This window comes from Polyangiaceae bacterium, from assembly GCA_016715885.1.
Taxonomy (GTDB): domain Bacteria; phylum Myxococcota_A; class Polyangia; order Polyangiales; family Polyangiaceae; genus Polyangium.
Genome location: JADJXL010000022.1, coordinates 238,780 through 258,670, shown reverse-complemented (window position 1 = coordinate 258,670; position 19,891 = coordinate 238,780). Strand labels below are relative to the sequence as shown.

The window sequence follows — 19,891 nt, the reverse complement described above, 5'->3', positions numbered from 1 at the left end:
CACCGGGACCTCGATGATTCGCCATCGCGTGCGCCATGCACGGAAGGTTCGAGGTACGTGCCCACAAGGGCCATATCCTCTCCGCGCGCCTCATGGGGACCTATAGCTCGGGTTTGTCTCCGTGGACGATTACAGGTAATGGGCGCTCGCAGGACGACATGGGGCGGTATGAATATACGTTCCAGCAGAAGTACCGCGTGGACCAGAGCATGGGGAAATGATTCATCGACGCCGAAGATCGCGGCGGCGGTGGGCATTGAGGTTGTTCATGCCCGGCTATTCGGTCGTGCGCCCGTCAAAGTGCTCGTGCGAGGCCTTCGCTTCCGCGCAGGTCTTGTGCACCGTGCCGTCGATGTGCTCGGGCGGGCCGTAGATCGTGTAGAGTCGCAGCGGCTCGGTCCCCGTCGCCACGACGTTGTGCTCGGCGCCTTGCGGCACGATGATGCCGTCATCCGCCTTCACCTTGTGGCAGACGCCGTCGATCCAGACTTCGCCGGTGCCCGATTCGATGCGGAAGAATTGGTCGCGGTCGTCATGCACTTCCTTCCCGATCTCGTCGCCGGGCTGGATCGCCATCAGCACCAACTGCAAGTTGTGACCGGTGTAGAGCACTCGGCGAAAATCGTTGTTTTCCTCGGTCGCTTTCTCGATGTTGTCCACATATCCCTTCACAAAATCACTCCTTCTTGCCCTGGCCGCGATGCGTCCAGGATGACTGCGTCGGCCGTTCGACAACGGATGTACTTGTACTGATGACACGTGGATTGCAACTTCAGAATCGCCCGCCCATCAATACTCCGCCGCCACCCGGCAAAACCAGCGGTGCGAATGCGACGTCATTCGGCTGCGAACGGCCCGCGAGGATCAGTACGACGGCCGCTGTCGTCAGTGCTCCACCCACCACGAACAAAGCCGTCGCCGTCGTCGTCAACCGTGTGCCCTCGGCCCTGCGCGCTTCCAGATCAGGTACCTTTGCCGCGTCGCAGGTCGCCCCATTGCCGTCGTCCTTGGCGCAATCCTTTTCGAGCGCGTCGTTCAGGCTGACGGCTCCTCCCGCAAAACCCGCACCTACCATCAAACTGCTTAGACCACCCGTACCGCCAAGAATGATTCCAACGGGACGAACCCAATGCGGAATACGCGTCGGTTGTTTCTCGTTGCCTCCTCCGGCTGAAAGCTTGGAGCGAACATCCACGTCATGGTGCTTGCCCAACTCGACGGTCACGGCGATTTTGCGTTCTGGTTCATGAGGAGCCGTAATCACAACGATGTGTTCACCAGGCTCGGCAGGAATTTCCTCGGGGGCTTTTGCGATTGGCCCAAGTACCACGCCGTCGACGCGCACCACGACATTCGGCGCGAACGTGTCACGTCCAGCGATGCGAATCCACGGACCCGCTTTCATCATCGCGGCCATGACGTCGGTCACTTCGGTGACGCGATTGTCTCGCACTTTGACATTGCGCAAAAATTGGCTGTAATGAAGGTACGCTGCTGCGGTTTTTCCGAGCGCATTCTCGCAATCCGCCATATTGACGAGCGCGTCGAGCGAAGCGGATCGAAACGTCTCGTGCGATTCGCGAAATAGCCGCAGCGCGGTCGCGTAATCCTTGGCCTCACGCGCGGTTTTCCCCGCATCGAAGAGGACTCGCGCCTTCTCTTCTGCATTGGTATCATTCGCGTGCGAAGCCCCCGGAAGCATGACCGTCGCCAAGACGAAAGTCAGAGCAAAAACCGCACCGCGAAACGTAATCATGGCGTGATGGGTAGTTCAAGCGTCACAATTGCGCAAGGGAATTCGGTTGACCGTGATTTGCGTGCCAGTGTCGACAAGTCGACCTGGCTGCGACGACGTGAAACCCACTATCACGAGGGAGATGCTAGACAGGGCGCATGCCGACCAAAGCGGTTGCCTAGCGCGAACGGATGACAATCTCTCCGTCACTGTTGATTTCTGTGTAGGTTCTAGTGGAAGATGCCGCCGTGTTGGATGGACTCGTAGAGCAACTGGAACAGTACGGCGTGGCGCAAGGACAGCTCCTCGCGCTCGCCAGCGCTGAGCCGCGCACTCTCCGATATGTCGATCTCTTGCGCAGCCCAACGAACGATCGTCCCGCGATGGTGCTCGAGTCCCAGGGCCAACCTCGCGCTTATGTCTTCGACGAGCGAAAACCGTGCGGGCTCGACCTCGTGCCCTGGGTGCGACGCATCGCGTTTCGCGGCGATGCCGACTTCATTGCGGTCGTTCGCCCTGGTCGCCTCGACGTTTACCCCGCCGTGCTTGGTACGGGGCCCGTGCCGGCCCCGCTTGCGGATCTTCCGGAGGGCCGGCTCCGTATTCCAACGCTCCTACACGCCCCGCCGCCGGATGAGGTAGCTCCTGTACGAAATGCGCTGCGCAAGCTGCTGCGAGACTCCATTCAGAACGCCAAGACCCTTGGGCAAAGCGCACACGTCGACGCTCACGATGCGCTTTCACTCGTGGGGCGGGCACTGTTCTGGCGGTTCCTCATCGATCGCAACCTCCTCGAAGGCATCGACCCCGGCGAGGTCTGCAACGACCCGACCGCCACGAGCCTCGCTGACTGTTTGTCAAGTAGGGCGCGTGCGATCGCCACATTCGAATGGCTCGACCGCACGTTCAACGGGGGCCTTCTGCGATTTCGAACGAAGGGACGGGCTAGGTCGATCCCCGAAGTGGTTTACGAACAGGTGGTTGGCAATATCGCGCATGCAGCCACGGCGGAGGGACAACTTCAGCTCGATCTCCCTTCGCAGTGGAAGGACGTGAACTTCGCGCATGTCCCGGTGGGCCTTCTGAGCGAGGTATACGAAGCTTTCGCGCACGATGAAGATGCCGCGACAGCCGAGCAGGAGAGCATCTTTTACACGCCGCGGCACATCGCCGAATTCATGGTGGATGAAGCCCTCGCCTCGCTCGAAGGCATCAAACGCCCCACGGTGCTGGATCCGGCTGCCGGTGCCGGCGTCTTCCTCGTCGCCGTCTTTCGTGCACTGGTCGCACGGGAATGGGCGCAGACCAAGCGACGACCGGCTCGCGACACCATTCGCCGAATCCTTCACGAACAACTCACGGGCTTCGACATCAACGACTCTGCATTGCGTCTCGCCGAGCTGGCGCTGTATCTGACGGCCATCGAGCTCGATCCAGAGGAAAGGCCCCGCCCCCTGTCGCTGCTCAAGTTCGAGCACCCCTTACGCGACAATGCGCTGTTCCAGCGCGAAGGAGGCTCCGAGCAAGGGAGCCTTGCTCCAGTCGAGGCGGCGTTCCGGAATCGCTTCGACCTGGTGATTGGCAATCCGCCTTGGAGCGCGAAGCACACAGCTACAGCGAAAAAACGCTGGACGGAAGACACGCGTGGGCTCGTCAAGGAGCGCCTCGGAGAGGCTCGAAGCATGTCGTTCACCCTCCCCGACACGTACCCCGACATTCCCTTCGTTTACCGTGCCATGGAATGGGCCCGACCCGGCGCGCAGATTGCCCTGATCACCCATGCCAGATGGTTGTTCCCCGGGGAGGCGCGCGACGAAGCACGACGCGACTTGCTCGAAATGGTGCAAATCACGGGGATCCTGAATGCCTCGGCGTTGCGAGAAACCTCGGTTTGGCCTGGGAGCCGTGCGCCATTCGCCATCGTCTTTGCGCGGAACGCGGTGCCATCGGGTCCCGATGCTGCCTTTCAATTCGTAAGCCCTGCGTTGAGCGAAGAATCGCAGAAGAAGCAACGGCGAATGCGAATCGACTGGAGCGACGCGGAGCTCGTCGGCGTGCAGAGCGCCTTCGCCAGCCCATGGCTTCTCAAGCTGCGGTTTCGTGGGTCCTCCTTCGATCATGGTGTGCTGACGAAGCTCATCGATGGGCGTCTGACCCTAGAGAAACACTTGGCGTCTATCGGGACTTCGTTGAGGCGTGGATATGAGATTGCGAGTCGCGCGTTTCCGAGCAAGCTTCTTGGTCTCCCAGATCTCGTCAGCGACCAGAAACGGGCAAAAGAGTCGCCGGAACAACCTATTCAGGGATATCGCATCAACGCAAGCATTCTGCCGCCATTCACGGAAAAACTGATTCATCGAGAGCCTACGCGACAGGAATGCACCGAGCCACTACTGCTCGTGAAGGAATCCCCGCCGGCAAATCCAGCGCTCTCACGTACGTCGATTTCAGAGCAAGACCTCACGTTCTCGTCTTCATGGTTTGCTGCTTCGTTTGCGGTTGTCGAAGACGGCCTCGAGCAAGCGCGATGGCTGCAACTGCTGCTTCAATCGCGTGCCTTTCTCTTTTTTGCGCTCATGACCGACGGATGCTTTGGCGTCGAGCGTGATCGCTATCGTCTCCAAACATTGAAAGCCTTCCCGGTCATCCCGTACGACCACCTCACGCGACAGCAGCGCAAGGTTGCGTTGAAATTGTCCGATATCCTGTGGGACCATGGCTGGTCGAAAACGCTTCAAGGGCAAATCGATGACCTCGTGTTCGACCTCTACGAACTAGATGACGTCGAGCGCGACAGTATTCGCGACACGCTCGAGACTTCGCTTCCTTATGCAGAACAGCGACGCAATGGCGTGCGTCCGCCCAATGAAGCCGAATTGAACACATTTGCGGCGACGCTCGAAGAAGAGCTGACGAACGTCCTCGAAGCTTCCGGGCAGCGGGCTCATGTCCGACTTCGGGCCGACGTGAAAGCTGGCCCCTGGGGTGTACTTCAGGTCGATCGAATCAAGAACCGCAAGCGAGATCCTGATGATGCCGAGATCCCCTGGCAGTCCATCCTCGAAGAAGCCGATGAATCGGGCGCCACGCTCGTGACGGTGCGCCTCGATCCGATGACCACGTTCGTCTCGATCTTGAAGCACTACCGGTATTGGACGCCCACTCGCGCGCGGATCCTCGCGCTCGCGTTGCTTTCGGAGAAGATCCCGTGAGCACACGCACCCCTTTGTCCCACCCTGTCCGAGTGATTCCGCCCCAGCCAGACATTCCTGAAACCCTGCGAACGGCGGTGATCGACGCGCTGCGCTGGGCGTGGTCGCGATTGCGTGAGGAAACCACGGTGGACCCGATGAACGCCGGAGAGGAGGAGATCACCAACGAGATCGAGGACCTGCTCAACCAACAACCCAAAGGACGACGCCGCGCTCACATGCTGCGTCTGTTCGGCAAAGTCGTGCGTAGCGGCCAGCAGCGATCGGCTGGAGCCTCGTTCCGACAATCACCTGATCTAACTTTCCAGCCGAAGAGCACACCGCGCGAAGTGACGCATATCGGCGAATGGGGCCTCTTTGCCGAATGCAAGATTGTCGAACCGACGTCCGATCACTCTCCCGGCGTATATTGTCGCGACGGAGTCGCACGCTTCGTCGATGGTCGTTATGCGAAGAGCATGTCATCAGGGTTGATGGTCGCATATGTTCGCGATGGCAGGCACCCTTTTGCAACCTTGAAGTCGTTGCTCGGCAATGCCATCGTTCGTGCCCACCCTACGGACATCGACCTGCTCTATACAATACACGACCGAAGTATGGTCGATCCGCCGTGTGTTACCATTGAGCTGGCGCACGTCTGGCTCGATGCGAGGCTTCAGCCAGCGGCGGGCGAGACCGTCCCATCGACCACCGCCAAGACGCTGGATCGACCAGCAGGGGCCGGGTAAGTTCGACTGGCCCATGCCTCGCCAGGCGGGCCTCTGCACCCGCCCAACCACCCAAGGGTCGGCCCTTCCGCGCACCGTCGTCAATTCAGCCGCCATGATGCCAGCGTCCCCACGGTCCGCGGTCGTTCGAACCACGCCGATGTCCGGAGACGCTGGCCTTGCCATGGTTGGGAAGCATGAAATGGTCAGCTCGGCCGAGCCTTTGCGTCAATCGGTTGGCGAGCTTGTCGGGTCGTCCGGTGTGTCAGACGGTTTCGTGGCTTCGACGCCCCGAGCCACCTTGCTTTCCGTCTTGTTATTGCGCTGATCAGCCTTGCGCTCGGCATCTCGAAGCGGATTGAGAATACGCGCCATGTCGGCGTCGCTCAGGTCTTCGAGCTCCAGCACCTTGATGAATGCGCTGACCACGCGAATCCAATGGTTTCGCGCGCGGACGACATCGCTGGCCGACGTCGCTTGCGTTTCGGTGAACGACGCGAGCATCGCCTTTTTCTTTTCCAGCTCGCCGATTTCCTTGCCCGCCTTGACGCGCGCTCGGTGTGCGTCGAAAAGCGTACCGTTCGGCACGGGGATCTTCTTCAGCAGAATCGTGTCCTCATTGCCAAGGCGCTCTTCGACGAGCTTGGCTTCACCGGCTTCGTCCGTGTAGCTCCATTGGACGATTTTCAGGCCGTGGGGAAAAAGCTTGTCGCGCAGGGCGAGGTATGCGGCGGCGTCGTCGGGGTCGTCGGCAAGGTCGGCGAGCGCGCCGAGCAAATTGTAATTGCCGCGCGCTTTGCGATCGTGGAGCACATCGAGCTCGCCTTGCTCGTTTTGAATGACGACGATGTCGGCCGCCGCTTGGGCGGTCGTATTTTGCGTTTTGAGCAAGCCCGAATGTGCCGCGTCGATGGATGAAAGCAGCGCGCCCGCCTTGGGCAGCGACGCAATGAGCGGTCGCTCGTGTTCCTTGTCGAGCCAAGCGCCGGTGATGGTGACCATCGTCGGCGTTGTAAGGGATTTGTACGACATGGGGAAACGGTACGACAGGATGGCGGGCTTAGGCAACTACCGTACGAATTTTTCGTGGTGGGACGTTCATCGGAGCATTTGCACGCACGTGCCTTCCCTGCGGCTCGCAAAACCATGCCCTCGCACGAAGCGGGGCATCCGTCATGTGAACGTTGCTTGGGCCCGCAGCACGTACGCGACATAGGAAAAGGGTTGAAAAGCGGAGTCGAACCGTGCTTTTATCCGCGTTTGGCTGCATCGGCTCATCGTTTTGGCTCGGTATGGAGGCATGGTTTCATGAGACGAACTTTCTTGCGGAAGGGTCTGCTTGGCTGCGTCGCAGCGGCTTGCATCTCGCTCACGGCAGGCGCATTCGCCGCAGACGTCCCGCAGACATTGACCCAACAGGGGCGACTTTTCGACGCGGACGGCGCTGCGGTAACGGGAACGCGGGACCTCACGTTCAACATCTACGACACCGTCGACGCGCTTGTGCCCATCTGGTCGGAGACGATCTCGGTTTCTTTCGACGAGGGGTTTTTCTCGACGGAGCTTGGGGCGACGGTGCCCTTCAAGGGCGTTTTCGACGGCAGCGTGCGGTATCTTGCCATCGCGGTGGCTGACGAGCCCGAGATGAGCCCGCGCGTGGCCATCAACAGCGTCCCCTATGCGCTCATGGCCGGAAATGCAATCGGAGACATCACGCCTACGAGCGTCTCGATCAATGGCGTGACGGTCATTGACGACATGGGTCAGTGGGTGGGCGATCCCACGGGGCTCATTGGTCCGACCGGAGCCGATGGCGCGGTGGGGCCGACGGGTCCGGAAGGTCCGGCTGGGGCCGATGGCGCAATGGGTCCGACGGGTCCAACGGGGGCAGATGGCGCGCAAGGTCCGATGGGCCCGACCGGGGCCGATGGCGCAATGGGTCCGATTGGCCCGACCGGGGCCGATGGCGCAATGGGTCCGCAAGGTCCGATGGGCCCGACCGGGGCCGATGGCGCAATGGGTCCGCAAGGTCCGATGGGCCCGACCGGGGCCGATGGCGCAATGGGTCCGCAAGGTCCGATTGGCCCCACCGGGGCCGATGGCGCAATGGGTCCGCAGGGTCCGCAAGGTCCGATCGGCCCGACCGGGGCCGATGGCGCAATGGGTCCGCAAGGTCCGATGGGCCCGACCGGGGCCGATGGCGCAATGGGTCCGCAAGGTCCGATGGGCCCGACCGGGGCCGATGGCGCAATGGGTCCGCAAGGTCCGATTGGCCCGATTGGCCCCACCGGGGCCGATGGCGCAATGGGTCCGCAGGGTCCGGAAGGCCCGCAAGGTCCGATGGGCCCGACCGGGGCCGACGGCGCAATGGGTCCGCAAGGTCCGGAAGGCCCGGTAGGTCCGATCGGCCCGACCGGCGCACAGGGTCCGCAAGGTCCGGAAGGCCCGGTAGGTCCGATCGGCCCGACCGGCGCACAGGGCCCGCAGGGCGCACAGGGTCCGCAAGGTCCGGAAGGCCCGGTAGGTCCGATCGGCCCGACCGGCGCACAGGGCCCGCAGGGCGCACAGGGTCCGCAAGGCCCGCAAGGCGCTACCGGCGCGCAAGGTCCGCAAGGCGCTACCGGTGCGCAAGGCGCTACCGGCGCGCAAGGTCCGCAAGGCGCTACCGGTGCGCAAGGCCCGCAAGGCGCGCAAGGTCCGCCACCGGCGCGCAAGGCGCTACCGGCGCGCAAGGTCCGATTGGCCCGACCGGCGCGCAAGGTCCGATTGGCCCGACAGGCGCTACCGGCGCGCAAGGTCCGCAAGGCCCGCAAGGCGCCACCGGCGCGCAAGGTCCGATTGGCCCGATTGGCCCGACCGGTGCGCAAGGCGCGCAAGGCCCGCAAGGCGTGCAAGGTCCGCAAGGCCCGATTGGCCCGACGGGCGCGCAAGGCCCGCAAGGTCCGCAAGGCGCTACGGGTGCGCAGGGTCCACAAGGCACGCAGGGTCCACAAGGCGCGCAAGGCCCGCAAGGCCCGCAAGGCGCGCAGGGTCCACAAGGCCCACAAGGTGCAACCGGCATCGTGAGCACAAGCACGTTCAACGGCTGGGCGGGCAGCTCGATCGCGGGCGGCGCAGCCGCGTACGTATTCGTTGGGCCCACAGTGACCGTCACCACAACCGGTAACCTACAACGCATCACGGGTGCTGCCGAAGCACCGCTGGGCGTCAGCACGGGCACCGGATCAGCGTATGTCGGGCTCTGTTATCAGCCATCAGGCGGGGGCACGATTACGAACTTCGTGGGTGGCGCGTATTCGATCGTGGAGTTCAACACGACGCGCATGACGTACGCCGCATCGGCATCCATCGTCCCTGGCGCAGGGACGTGGGTTGTTGGCTATTGCGTTCAAAACATCGGGACACAGGCCATCAACGACAACGACTACGTCAATGGCTGGGTCCAGGTCACGAACTGACGGAAAGGAGGATTCGTGTACCGAAAAAATTGGATAACGATGCTCCTCGCCGCGACGGTCTCCATGGTGGTTGCCGTCGGGTGCAGCGATGACGGGACCACGACCCCGCCTCCGGGTTCGGGCGGCTCGGCTGGAGCCGGTGGTTCGGGCGGCTCGGGTGGCTCGGGTGGCGCGGGTGGCGGCATGACCGGCGACTCGGGCAAACAGAGCCATGCATTCGTCAATGCGGGTCACACGGTCAGCGGTTCCGGCTACAAGATGGTTTTCACCCTGGGACAGTCGTCTCCGGTGCAAACCAACGTCTCGGGCTCGGGATACCGCATGCGCGGTGGCCTGATCGGCGCGACGAGCGGCAAATAGCAACGGTCAGGCTGCGCGCGGCGGAAAGGAACGAACCATTCCGGCGCGCGCAGCCTCCCACTGCACTAGCCTCCCTTCCTCATGGCACAAGAATCGAAGATATCGACCCCGACGGCCATTCTCATTGGCAGCGTCATCGTTGCCATTGGCGTTTTTTTCGGTCTGCGTGGGAGAAACGAAGTTCCCCCCGCGGCGCCTGCGCCGGCCGCAACATCGGCAGCACCAGCGCCTAACCCCGAATCCGCCGCCCCAAGCTCGTCCAATGAGCCATCGCCCGGAGCTCGAACAGAACCGACTCCGCCGTCACGACCCGTCGATGGTGCCGCTGCGGCAAAGGAAGCTGCGGCCGTCCTCGAAAAAAACAAGAAGATGCTCATCGCGAAGTGCCTCGCGCCTTCGCTGGCGACGAAGCCCGAGCCCAAAAACGTGAAGCTCACGTTGAATTTCACGTTCGACACCCATGGCAAAGTGATCTCCCGCGGGATATCGGAAGATCGACAAACGTCGCGCCCCGACGTGACCCAATGCGTGACGCGCACCTTGCCGGAAATCTCGATCTCGCCGCAAGGCAATAACATATACGTGGAAGTGCCCCTCGAATTGCCCTGACGCCGCACGCAGGTTTTGCTACGGCCGTTTCGCGATTCCGTGCTATACCCGCGCACGCTCGCATGTGGATCTTCGCCTACGGCTCGCTCATTTTCCGGCCATCGTTTTCGCATATCGACCGCCGGCGCGCATTTCTGCCCGGCTACATGCGCCGCTTCTGGCAAGGATCGCCCGATCATCGCGGCGTGCCCGAAGCGCCCGGGCGCGTCGCGACGCTCATCGCCGCGCCCGACGCATTTTGCGGAGGCTGCGCGTACCAAATTGCCGCACGCGATACCGATGCGATCCTCGCCGAGCTCGACGTGCGCGAACAAGCCGGCTTCGAGCGGCTCCTTTTGCCGGTTTTCGATGCGCCGCACGGTAACTCATTCGCCGAAGCCATCGTGTACGTGGCTCGCCCGGGCAATCCTCACTTTTTGGGCCCGCTCGACGAAACCGATATTGCCGCCTGGGTACGTCGCAGCCGAGGCCCGAGCGGCGCGAATGCCGATTATGTTCTCGCTCTCCGCGACGCGCTCCGGAACCTCGATATCCACGACCCTCACGTCGAGGAAATCGCGCGGCATCTTACATGATCGCGCATCGAATAGCAGCACATTGTCGCACAGAGTGCTCTGTTTTTGCATTCGGTTGCGTTAGAGTAGGGCCATGACTTCATCCACGACCCTCCCCTCGATGAATCGCCGCTCGCTGTTTTGTGCGCTCGGAGCTTTCGTGCTCGCGTCATGCAACAACGTCGACAACTTTGAAATCCCCATCGACGCCGAAGCCAAAATTCCCGCTGCGACCATTCTCGACGAACTGATCGGACCTCTCGCCTTCTGGGGGCTCGATACCATCGACCTCACGCAGGAGCTCGACAATCAAGGCGTCACGAAGGACGACGTCGATTCGGTGCACGTGAAGAGTTTTTCGCTCACCATCAAGGCTCCGGCTGGACAAACCTTCGATTTCATCGAATCCATCTCGTTCAGCGTCGAAACCGAGGGGCAACCCAAAGCCATCGTCGCGAAACTCGATCCCGTCCCCAAGGGCCAGACGACCATCGAGCTCGTCACCGAGGCGACGCTGGATCTGGCGCCCTACGTGATTGCGCCGAGGATGAGCATGACAGCGTCGGTGAAAGGCAAAAGGCCGCTGCAAGAGACGACGGTCATTGCGGATGTCGTTTTCGACGTGGATGTGAACGTGGCCGGGTGTTGAAGCACGCATATTCGCTGCTGTGCAATCATCACGCCGCGACGCCAATGGTCCACGAATCTCCGCGGCGCGCGCCATTCTTCATGGACGCAACGTATCCGCGCGATTCGTTGCGCGATTACCAATTCGACGAGTAGTCGCTCTCACCAGAAGCCTCGGGTTTTTCCTCGCGAAATTTTTTCCCTCCGCCGACAAACTCGTGCTACACACACATGCAAGGTGGCCGGCGCGTTTTGGGGCCATCGAGAGGACGTGAGCGATGAAGGTGCGACCGAGCCCCGCAGTGTTGGCAACGAAAGTGGCCGCACGAATCCACGAATTTCGCGTGGCCCGAGGTTTGTCGGTCGAAGAGCTGGCCAAGGCGGCCGACCTTTCCTCGACGGAGGTCATGGTCATTCAGGAAGGTCGCGAGGAAATCACGACCGAGCTCGTGGAACGCGTCGCGCGCGCCTTCAATGTCCACCCTGCAGTTCTGCTGATGTGTCCCGACGAAGACCCGATGGCCAAGCTGCTCGAGCAATACCGGGACATGCCGAAAACCGAGTTCCAGCGAATCGCAGGTGAGCTCATGTCGCGAGGATATCGGCGGTCGAAGGGGTCGGCGTAGCAGCATGCGACAATGGTGGATGGTTCGATGCGGTGACGGTTGACACGACCACGCCTTCTCCGGCATCCTGCATGCCGTGCATGTTCGGTTCGCGTTCCATTCCATCGCAGCGGCACTCGTCTGCAGTGTGCTGCTGTGGAGCAGCACGAGCAGCACGCTCGACGTTCCGCTTCCAGGTCCCGCGCCGCGCGGGCGCCTCGAACCGGTCGCGGGCATTGGTTTGCCAAAAGATGAGCGCTGCGTCGGGTGTCACGCGGAAATCGCCGCCGAGTGGAAACAATCGCTGCATCATCGCGCATGGGAAAACGAATACTTCGAGCACGCGTACGCCGTCGAGCCGCTCGCCTTTTGCCGCGGTTGTCACGCGCCGCTCGCGGACCCGAAGTCCGAGCCTTCCCTCGAAGCGCGTCACGTCGGTGTGGGTTGCACGGCGTGCCATGTCGTGCCGGCGGGGATCGTTGGAAAGCATCACATTGCGATGCGTGAAAACGGGCACGAAGTCATCGGCGACGCGCGCCTTGGGACCACCCAGGCTTGCGCTCGTTGCCACGATTTTGCATTTCCCGGATCGAGTCGCCCCGACGTCGATCGAATGCAAAAAACATTGAGCGAGCATGCGCAGTCGGCTCATGCAGCCAAGCCCTGCCAAGATTGCCACATGCCGCTCGTACCGAGTCAAAACGGGCCTCCGCATCGAAAACACGATTTTCGCGTGCAAGGCGATCGAGACATGATGGCGCGCGCCGTCATCGTCGACAAGGCCGAGATCAAGGGCGACACGCTGCACCTCGACATGAAACCCGGCACGATTGGACATGCTTTTCCGACGGGGGATTTGTACCGGCGCGCCGAAATTCGGGCATTCCCGCTTGACGCTCGAGGCAAAACATTCGGAAAACCATCCATTGAAATCCTTCGTCGCACGTTTGGCCCGGCACACGAGGGACCAAAGAAGACCGTGCCCATCGAGCGTGCAGACAGTCGTCTCATGGGGCCGAGGCAGATTGCATTGCCGCTGCCCAAAGGAGCGCCGGGCGCGAAATATGAAATCGTCTGGCAAAAATTGCCGCCTGAGATGGCGCAGAAGTTCGGCATGAAGATGAGCAATCACGAAATGGTGGTGCTCGAAGGGACCGTGAAACGATGAGCTTCCGCATTGTATTGTCGCAATTTCTATTTGGTACGACATGCCTCGCCCTTTCATCGCCGGCCATGGCCGACCCGAAGGAAGAAGCGTTGCTCCCGATCGAGAGGAAGATATCGACGTTCAGCATTCGCGTGACCAAGACGGGGTATGCTCATTTTGCCCCGGGTGACACGATTCCCGCAGGTTCGGTGCCCGCGAACATCATTGGCATCGATGGGCGCAGCGCGAAAGACATTTGGATGCTCACCGATACCGGCGTCGTGCTGCAGGACGATGGCAAGAAGGTCGTGTTTCGTCAAGCCAAACCTTGCGGCTGGGGCGAATACAACCGCGAATCGAATGGAGTCGGTACGCGCCTGTGGGGCATCGCGGTGGATCGAGACAACGTCCACGTATATGGCGAATATCGCGACATGAACACGCGCATCGGCGGAGAACGGCGCGCTTCGCTCGGTCGGAATGGCAAATGGACGTGTACGCAAAGGTCGCTCGTCCCGAGTTTCGTGCATGCGTCGGGCGCGCTCACATGGCGAGCTGCTTATAACATGGATGACGATGCCTGTCGCATTGGTTCGTCCGCAGGGCATTGCACGTCTGGACCGCGGTTTGCGCCGACGCACGTCGATCCCAGCCGTGATTCCATCGACATGGGCATTCTCAACGTCGCACTCTGGATGCACGGGCCGGATGATGGCTGGGTCGTCACGAAAGACGAATTGTTTCAGCCTGTCTTGTATCGATACAATGGCGTCACGTGGGCAAAGGTCATGAAGTTCGATCAAGGCACGACCATTGGCAACATGTGGGCCGATGATCAGCACCACCTGTGGATGACGGCGGGCGATCGCCGGAATTCCATCATTTTGCGTCATGATGGAAAGGCCCTCACGCAATTACCAACACCAGGGTCGTTTGCGGCTCATTTGGTGCACGGAAGCAGTTCTCGCGATGTGTGGTTCAGCGGCGGGCGAGATACCATCTATCAATGGGACGGTACTCGCTTACGCCAAGGTAAAACGCCCGCCGAAGTGCAGCAAATGTGGGTTTCGTCCGATGGCGTGCCCTTCTTCGTTTTGCCGACGTCCATTGCGTTCGCCGCGCCCGCCGGAGAGGCACGATGATGCGGCGCCAAACTTTTTTCGTCGGAGCGCTCCTGCTCGCCGCGTGCAGCTCTCCCACCGAAGCGAAAAAAACCGCCAAAACGCCCGTCGTTCCGGTAAAACCCGAAGCACCCAAAGATGCGCCCGAAGGGCAACCCAAGGTGCGCATCAAGCGAAAGCCGAATCAAGCTCCCAATGGCGACGTCGCGTCCATCGTCACGTTTGGCGCCCGCGTGGAGATCAAGTCCACGGCCAGTGGCAAACGCACGCTCGATGCCGATTCTTTGCATCCACCGGCTGGCGAACGAGGCCTCATCGGTATCGGCGCCATGGCGACCACATACCTCGACGACGGAACGCTCCTCGTCGGCGTTGGCGACGGCACCCTCATTGCACTCGATGCAAACGACAAGCGCAAATGGTCCATTGGTTTTCGCGGCGGCGTGACAGGCATCACCCTTGCTGATGACGAGCGCGTCGTCATTACGACACAACGTGGCGTGGTCGCGTCCGTCACGACGACCGGTCAGATTCTCTGGGAAAAACACTTGGTATCGGGCGCATTGACGCCTGCGGTCATCGGAGCCGACGACAACATTTACGTCGCGGGTCCTCGAGGCGTGCTCGCATTTTCGCCAGATGGCACGCTGGTGTTTTCACACGCGGTCACGCTCGATGATGAAATCTGCTGCAATACCAACCCGAAAGAAGCATTCTCGGTCGATGCGTCGGGGCACATCACGGCCCGCGGGCTCGACATTCGCGTGAGCGATCCTCATCCGGCCATCGTCAGCACGGATCCGGTGATTTTGCTGAGCTACGAAAAGGTGCTCGATGAAAAGATTTCGGCGGTCGTATCGAGCGGCCCGGACGAGCTTCTGCTGCTCGCACATGGGAAAAAGGGCGCGGAATTGTTACGGTATTCGGGCGGAAAGGCGAAACGTTTTCCCTTGCCGTCTCGCACGGCAAAAGCCGACCGAATGAGCGAGGACGACAAACTGGAGAAATTGAGCATCGAGTACGACACGATTGCACTGGGTCCCAATGGCAATCCGTGGCTCCTTGGCCGATCCATTTTCCCGGTCACCGACGGAGGTTCGCCTTGGTGGTCACGTCCCGCCAAAGCCATCATTCTCGAGCTTGCAGGCACGACCGTGCGTGAACGAAATGATCTCGCCGAAGCATTCGCAGAACATTGGGTATCAACGAATTCGGACACGCACATCCGAGCAACCGAAACAGGCACCGCACGCATTTTTTGCTTTGGTTTCGAGGACAACAATGCATGCGCCATTTATGATGGAGGGCAACCCGAAATCATCAAACGAAAAGTGAAAACCACGTCCGTCAATGTCGTCGGAAAACACACGTACGTCGTGCCCGACTATGGCAACGCGGAGCGGCTACAAGGCCGCGAGCTCGTACCGATTCCCACGCCGGAGGACAAGCGTTACGGGATCAGCGCCATTGGCGGCACCGGCGACGATGATTTATGGTTCACGGGTGCGGGCGCCGTCGCATACCATTACGATGGCAAAACGTTCACTGCAACGAGCGTCCCGCAATCAATTGAACAAGGCGTCGTCGCGGTAGCGCCGAATGACGTGTGGAGTCGTGATGGCCAGGTGCATTGGGATGGAAAACGTTGGTCGATCGTCGCCAATGCGCCGGTGGCGGCGGGCATCGTCGTGCGCGGTCCCAATGACGTGTGGGTGGGCAATGGTGATGGGCTTTTCCGCGGCAAACCTTCTTCGCTCACGTCCGTGCATTTGCCGGAAGCAAAATCGGTCGACTCGAGGCCGCTCGATGCCCCCAAACCCCTGACGCTCGGTGGACCGCTAGCAGGCTATGACGTTGCCAAGACAGCGGTCGTGGTCAAGAATGCCGCGCCGGTATCGACGGCCAAGCGTGTCGAGGTCGCGCGAGACGGCACGTTGTGGCTCGAAGCGTGGGATCGGCTCGTCGAAATGGATGTGGAAGGAAAAACCGCGGTCATCGATAGCGAGGAAAAACGCATTCGATTCGAGCGATGGTTTTACCCCGAAGGACCAGGGCGCGGAATCTTTGCGCACCGTGACCGCGAAACCGAATCGTACAACGAGCGCGACAAACTGCGTCGATTCGAGGGCGGCAAAGCCGTGGATGCCGATATGAAGCTCGGCGGAAACGATATCGTGGCCATTTCCGGGAATTCGACCGGAGCTGTGTGGATTTTGGGTTCGGTCGAAGCTGGCTCCCCGTACAGCTTGCAACGGTCGCAGGTCCACGAGCTTGGCGTGCATGCGCTCGTACGGGCCGACGAAAAGTCCCCATTTCAGCCCGTCATTGGTTTGCCCGCGCTCGCTTACGTCGATGTTGCCGTGACGCCCGAAGGCGGCGGGTTTTTCGTCGGTGCGCTCAATGCCGGCCCCATGGGCGAGGGATTTTTGCTCCACGCTCGCGGTCGATTGGGCACGGAAAGAGTGTCACGTCATCGAGCGCCCGCTGCACTTCTTGCCGTCGCCGCCGTGAGCAATGACGAAGCGTGGGCCGTCGGCTCGATGGGGCTCGTCCTGCACGCGAAAGGCAATGCCGTCGAACGTCACGTGGTCCCCTCGGGAGCGTGGCTACGCGCGGTCGTCGCCAATGGGCCGAATGACGTGTGGATTGGCGGAGACGATGGAACGCTGCTGCATTACGATGGAAAAGCATTCCAACCGGTTCCGCATCCGCTCGGGTCGCACGCTTCGATTTCGGGTCTCGGCATTTCACGCGGCGTCGTTTGGGCCGTCGGTCCATCGGGCATTTTGCGCGTGACGAAAACTGGCGCCCCGGGCAAATAGGGGGAGCCTATTTCATGGGACGCTGACCGTCATTCCGAAGCTCGTCGAAACGGGGCACGCGAACGGCGTTTTGCAGAAAGTGTTTCTGGTTGCGAGCCCGAGGAGGCAGGCGTCATACGCAACTCGACAAGACTACTGACATTTACCGTTGACGCATGTGAACGCTCCACATTCCGCCGGACTATCGCAGAATTCGCCAACTTGCCACGTACACATCATCATGTCGCATTGGCCGCTGAGACAACCGGCGTTTTCAACGCATGACGCGCCACCGCTCGGCTTGCACGCGCCATTGCCATCGCACGCGAAGCCATTGGTATTCTTACATTCCTTTGGCACGCCCCCAACCTGGAAGGTGTCTCCTGCGAATTTTGGCACGTTGGTACACGTTCCAACGCTCCCAGCGACATTGCAAGCCTTACATTCCGCCGAGCATGCCTCATTGCAACAGACACCGTCTACGCATGCACCACTCTTGCAGTGGTCATTCATCGAGCCGCAGACTTCTCCATTGCACAATTTCGCGGGGCAATCACCACCACCGCAATCACCCCAATCGGGTGTCTTGAAACAATCGACGCACTCACCTGCCAGATTGCAGTAGCCCGTAGAACATATTGTGCCGGTTTTTGCGGGCTCGTCCGTGGGAACTCCGCCAGCGCACTTGTTATTGATACATTCCGTATCCATGGGTTCGTCCGTGTCATCCGGATCCGTCGTAGGGTTACCCATGTCACACGCGGGCTTGCGACAATCGCCATCGATCTCCGCAGGCAAATCGTCGTCTTTGGGCATTGTCGAGTGCATCCCATTTCAAGCACGTCGGCACTTTTGCAATCCCCGAGAACATCCGGAAGCGTATCATTCTCATCATTCACGAGCTGTGGTGCGCCACTGATGCAAACGGTCTTCTTGCAATCGTTCGGCTCGGCCGTATCGACCAGCTTCATATCCTCCGCGTCCGTGCGTTTGCATTGCTTGTTTTCGTCGCACGTCCACGTCACGCAGGCCGTGCTCGGCGGACATTCAGCATCGGACGCGCACTTGCAATTCTGCCCGCAATCGAGCTCGCACAAGCCTTTTTTGCAAACCCCTGCATTCTCTCCGCGTGCGCATTCCACCGGCGGATCATCAGGCGCGGCAACTTGTACCGCCGTCGTCGATCCCTCCGAACACGTGGGAACCGTGCACGGATTGTCGTCATCCGGCCCTACGCACTTCCCCGATTGAGCTGCCAAGTTGTCGTAGCAGCCCATGAACGACACCACGACCGTCGACAATCCCACCAGCAACGATCCCGCCGAAAGCCAAGTCGCAAGCCCACGTCGTGCCATGACAAACTCCTACCAAAGCTTGGTACTCAAAACGTTCCCTGCACAAGAACCCCACCCGGCGCAGGCAAGACGAGCAGCGACTTCTTTTTCGGTGCTGCCGTAGACGTCTTGCCAGATGCCGTGGTAATGGCCAAAATCGTCGTGCCTACCGCAGCAACCCCGCCAACGATGAACCCCGCCATGGCGATTTTGCCAAATGTGTCACGCTGACTCTGAAGCTCTGAGAGCTCTGCGCAACGGCCATCGGTGCTACTCGCTGGACAAAGCGTCTCGTTCGTCGCGCGATCGAAGGAGATTTGGCCGGCAAGATCAACGGCATCGGCATGCTTCGCCGACGCGGCCACGAGAAAACCCACACCTGTTCCAATGCCCGCCACACCAAGGCCAATGCCGGCAAAAATCACCGGCGTGCGCCACGTTTGCGACTCCTTGATGACTTTCGTGGGAGGCGGCGTGAGCACCATGTTGATCGTCGGCGTCGTGCGCGGCTCGAGATCCACGGTCACTTTCGCGCGACCATCCGGCCCTTCGGCTTCGAATCGCCGCTGCGCCCCAGCATCCACGAGCACCGGTTCGGAAAGCGGCGACGTGCCCAAAACACGCCCATCCACCGTGATCTTCGCTCCGGGTTTGTCCACCTTGATGGTCACAATGGCAAGCTTCGACTGCGCTTCGATCAACAAGTCTTCCGCCGTCTTGCGATCCGCAGGACTGAGACCCACCGCGTAATCCAAAAAGATCTGCAGGTGTTCGGCTGCCTCACGATGCCGCCCCGTCGCCATCTCGGCCTGCGCGAGCAGCGCCACGGTTCCCGCATGATCCGGCCTCAAGTCGAGAGCCAGCAAAAATTCCTGACGAGCCGCATCCCAACGGTTCGCTTTCGCCGCAGCTTGCCCCGCCGCGAAGTGTTTTTCGAATTCAACCGTCGCAGGATCGGCCGGCGCCGCCGTTTTCCCTGTCGGCGCCTTCGCACCTTTTTTCGTTTGAGCCCATACGTTCTGCGAATTGCCAGAGCAGAGCCCAAGCGCGATCCCCAAAGCCACTACCCAAGCGTAATTTCTGCGTCCCCTCATGTGAGCCACTCGGTTCTATCCCACTCGTGGACGAACTTGTCAATCGACCACTCGCTCGACTCCACATTCTTTGAGCCGCAACGAATCGTCGCCGTCATGCGCATGATCACTCGCAAGTTTGTCAAGATTGCAGACCCGTTGTTTTGCAGACCCAGCAAGCCGAACTCGCCATCACCAACGATGTGTATCATCACCGGCACCGCGAGTACAAATTCTGCGACACGAACCAAGCCGTCACAGGACGCTCGATGATCGACGAGATGCGCATGTCTCGCACGCCGTCAATCGAAATATGAATGCCCACGTTCGAGCTTGCGATCGTGCGGTGAACGAATGACAAGCTCTTGCCATTCATGCAAACTCGCAGCCACGCTTACCCTTCGACGCTTCGTTTTCGCTTCGCCACTCGTTGCAGGTTTGCTTCGCTCACCGGATGCAGTCGACCCAGGTGAGCGTCCTTTCCCCTCTCCGCGGCGTTTTACGCCGGGGAGAGGAGTCAAGGAGTGAGGTGCAGCAGCCGCACTGCG

At 60.8% G+C, this 19,891-nt stretch carries 19 protein-coding genes; 14 read left to right on the top strand and 5 right to left on the bottom strand.

The genetic code is table 11. The features are described from left to right. Positions 1-35 precede the first annotated feature (35 nt). Positions 36-221: a hypothetical protein gene (locus tag IPM54_33180; GenBank protein ID MBK9264626.1), complete on the top strand. Its 186-nt coding sequence runs from the start codon at positions 36-38 to the stop codon at positions 219-221. Between the two features lie 55 nt (positions 222-276). Here the strand turns inward: IPM54_33180 and IPM54_33175 are convergent, their stop codons facing one another. Together IPM54_33175 and IPM54_33170 are read right to left on the bottom strand one after the other, a co-directional pair. Next, positions 277-672 carry a cupin domain-containing protein gene (locus IPM54_33175; protein MBK9264625.1) on the bottom strand — a complete coding sequence of 132 codons (396 nt, stop codon included), beginning with the start codon at positions 670-672 and terminating at the stop codon, positions 277-279. 100 nt (positions 673-772) lie between these two features. Continuing rightward, the gene (locus IPM54_33170; protein MBK9264624.1) at positions 773-1,756 is read right to left on the bottom strand and encodes a tetratricopeptide repeat protein; all 984 of its coding nucleotides are present in this window, start codon (positions 1,754-1,756) and stop codon (positions 773-775) included. 227 nt (positions 1,757-1,983) lie between these two features. Here IPM54_33170 and IPM54_33165 point away from each other — a divergent pair, with 227 nt between their 5' ends. From IPM54_33165 to IPM54_33105, 13 genes are all read left to right on the top strand, one after another. Continuing rightward, positions 1,984-4,947 (top strand): SAM-dependent DNA methyltransferase, encoded by a 2,964-nt coding sequence (locus tag IPM54_33165; protein MBK9264623.1) that lies wholly within the window; start codon positions 1,984-1,986, stop codon positions 4,945-4,947. Then, a complete protein-coding gene (locus IPM54_33160; protein MBK9264622.1) occupies positions 4,944-5,675 on the top strand; it encodes a hypothetical protein in 732 nt (243 codons plus the stop codon). The genes IPM54_33165 and IPM54_33160 overlap by 4 nt, the downstream gene beginning before the upstream one ends. 763 nt (positions 5,676-6,438) lie before the next feature. Next, on the top strand, positions 6,439-6,492 hold the full coding sequence (locus tag IPM54_33155) for a hypothetical protein (protein ID MBK9264621.1): 54 nt from the start codon (positions 6,439-6,441) through the stop codon (positions 6,490-6,492). Between the two features lie 806 nt (positions 6,493-7,298). Further along, positions 7,299-8,720 carry a hypothetical protein gene (locus IPM54_33150; protein MBK9264620.1) on the top strand — a complete coding sequence of 474 codons (1,422 nt, stop codon included), beginning with the start codon at positions 7,299-7,301 and terminating at the stop codon, positions 8,718-8,720. Further along, entirely contained in the window at positions 8,717-9,112 is a 396-nt protein-coding gene (locus tag IPM54_33145) for a hypothetical protein (protein MBK9264619.1), read from the top strand. The genes IPM54_33150 and IPM54_33145 overlap by 4 nt, the downstream gene beginning before the upstream one ends. 15 nt (positions 9,113-9,127) lie before the next feature. Continuing rightward, entirely contained in the window at positions 9,128-9,472 is a 345-nt protein-coding gene (locus IPM54_33140) for a hypothetical protein (protein MBK9264618.1), read from the top strand. An 81-nt stretch (positions 9,473-9,553) separates the two neighbouring features. Then, positions 9,554-10,081, top strand: a complete 528-nt coding sequence (locus IPM54_33135) for a hypothetical protein (GenBank protein ID MBK9264617.1) — start codon at positions 9,554-9,556, stop codon at positions 10,079-10,081. Between the two features lie 62 nt (positions 10,082-10,143). Continuing rightward, positions 10,144-10,656: a gamma-glutamylcyclotransferase gene (locus IPM54_33130; GenBank protein ID MBK9264616.1), complete on the top strand. Its 513-nt coding sequence runs from the start codon at positions 10,144-10,146 to the stop codon at positions 10,654-10,656. Between the two features lie 73 nt (positions 10,657-10,729). Then, positions 10,730-11,284, top strand: a complete 555-nt coding sequence (locus IPM54_33125; GenBank protein MBK9264615.1) for a hypothetical protein — start codon at positions 10,730-10,732, stop codon at positions 11,282-11,284. Between the two features lie 256 nt (positions 11,285-11,540). Next, positions 11,541-11,888 (top strand): helix-turn-helix transcriptional regulator, encoded by a 348-nt coding sequence (locus tag IPM54_33120; protein ID MBK9264614.1) that lies wholly within the window; start codon positions 11,541-11,543, stop codon positions 11,886-11,888. Positions 11,889-11,964: 76 nt separating this feature from the next. After that, a complete protein-coding gene (locus tag IPM54_33115; protein ID MBK9264613.1) occupies positions 11,965-13,035 on the top strand; it encodes a hypothetical protein in 1,071 nt (356 codons plus the stop codon). Then, a complete protein-coding gene (locus IPM54_33110; protein ID MBK9264612.1) occupies positions 13,032-14,156 on the top strand; it encodes a hypothetical protein in 1,125 nt (374 codons plus the stop codon). The genes IPM54_33115 and IPM54_33110 overlap by 4 nt, the downstream gene beginning before the upstream one ends. Then, a complete protein-coding gene (locus tag IPM54_33105; protein MBK9264611.1) occupies positions 14,153-16,957 on the top strand; it encodes a PQQ-binding-like beta-propeller repeat protein in 2,805 nt (934 codons plus the stop codon). The genes IPM54_33110 and IPM54_33105 overlap by 4 nt, the downstream gene beginning before the upstream one ends. 488 nt (positions 16,958-17,445) lie before the next feature. Here IPM54_33105 and IPM54_33100 read toward each other — a convergent pair whose 3' ends face one another. The 3 genes from IPM54_33100 to IPM54_33090 form a co-directional block, all read right to left on the bottom strand. Beyond that, positions 17,446-18,291, bottom strand: coding sequence for a hypothetical protein (locus IPM54_33100; protein MBK9264610.1), 846 nt, complete (start codon positions 18,289-18,291; stop codon positions 17,446-17,448). A gap of 26 nt (positions 18,292-18,317) precedes the next feature. After that, the gene (locus tag IPM54_33095; protein ID MBK9264609.1) at positions 18,318-19,334 is read right to left on the bottom strand and encodes a hypothetical protein; all 1,017 of its coding nucleotides are present in this window, start codon (positions 19,332-19,334) and stop codon (positions 18,318-18,320) included. A gap of 220 nt (positions 19,335-19,554) precedes the next feature. Continuing rightward, positions 19,555-19,719 (bottom strand): hypothetical protein, encoded by a 165-nt coding sequence (locus tag IPM54_33090; protein ID MBK9264608.1) that lies wholly within the window; start codon positions 19,717-19,719, stop codon positions 19,555-19,557. Positions 19,720-19,891 lie beyond the last annotated feature (172 nt).

Bases quoted from the DNA above. Each gene is read 5' to 3' on its own strand.
- IPM54_33105 (MBK9264611.1), top strand. From the start codon at position 14,153: ATGATGCGGCGCCAAACTTTTTTCGTCGGAGCGCTCCTGCTCGCCGCG.
- IPM54_33135 (MBK9264617.1), top strand. From the start codon at position 9,554: ATGGCACAAGAATCGAAGATATCGACCCCGACGGCCATTCTCATTGGC.
- IPM54_33100 (MBK9264610.1), bottom strand. From the start codon at position 18,291: ATGGCACGACGTGGGCTTGCGACTTGGCTTTCGGCGGGATCGTTGCTG.
- IPM54_33180 (MBK9264626.1), top strand. From the start codon at position 36: ATGCACGGAAGGTTCGAGGTACGTGCCCACAAGGGCCATATCCTCTCC.
- IPM54_33150 (MBK9264620.1), top strand. From the start codon at position 7,299: ATGAGCCCGCGCGTGGCCATCAACAGCGTCCCCTATGCGCTCATGGCC.
- IPM54_33170 (MBK9264624.1), bottom strand. From the start codon at position 1,756: ATGATTACGTTTCGCGGTGCGGTTTTTGCTCTGACTTTCGTCTTGGCG.
- IPM54_33130 (MBK9264616.1), top strand. From the start codon at position 10,144: ATGTGGATCTTCGCCTACGGCTCGCTCATTTTCCGGCCATCGTTTTCG.
- IPM54_33120 (MBK9264614.1), top strand. From the start codon at position 11,541: ATGAAGGTGCGACCGAGCCCCGCAGTGTTGGCAACGAAAGTGGCCGCA.
- IPM54_33110 (MBK9264612.1), top strand. From the start codon at position 13,032: ATGAGCTTCCGCATTGTATTGTCGCAATTTCTATTTGGTACGACATGC.
- IPM54_33090 (MBK9264608.1), bottom strand. From the start codon at position 19,719: ATGAATGGCAAGAGCTTGTCATTCGTTCACCGCACGATCGCAAGCTCG.
- IPM54_33125 (MBK9264615.1), top strand. From the start codon at position 10,730: ATGACTTCATCCACGACCCTCCCCTCGATGAATCGCCGCTCGCTGTTT.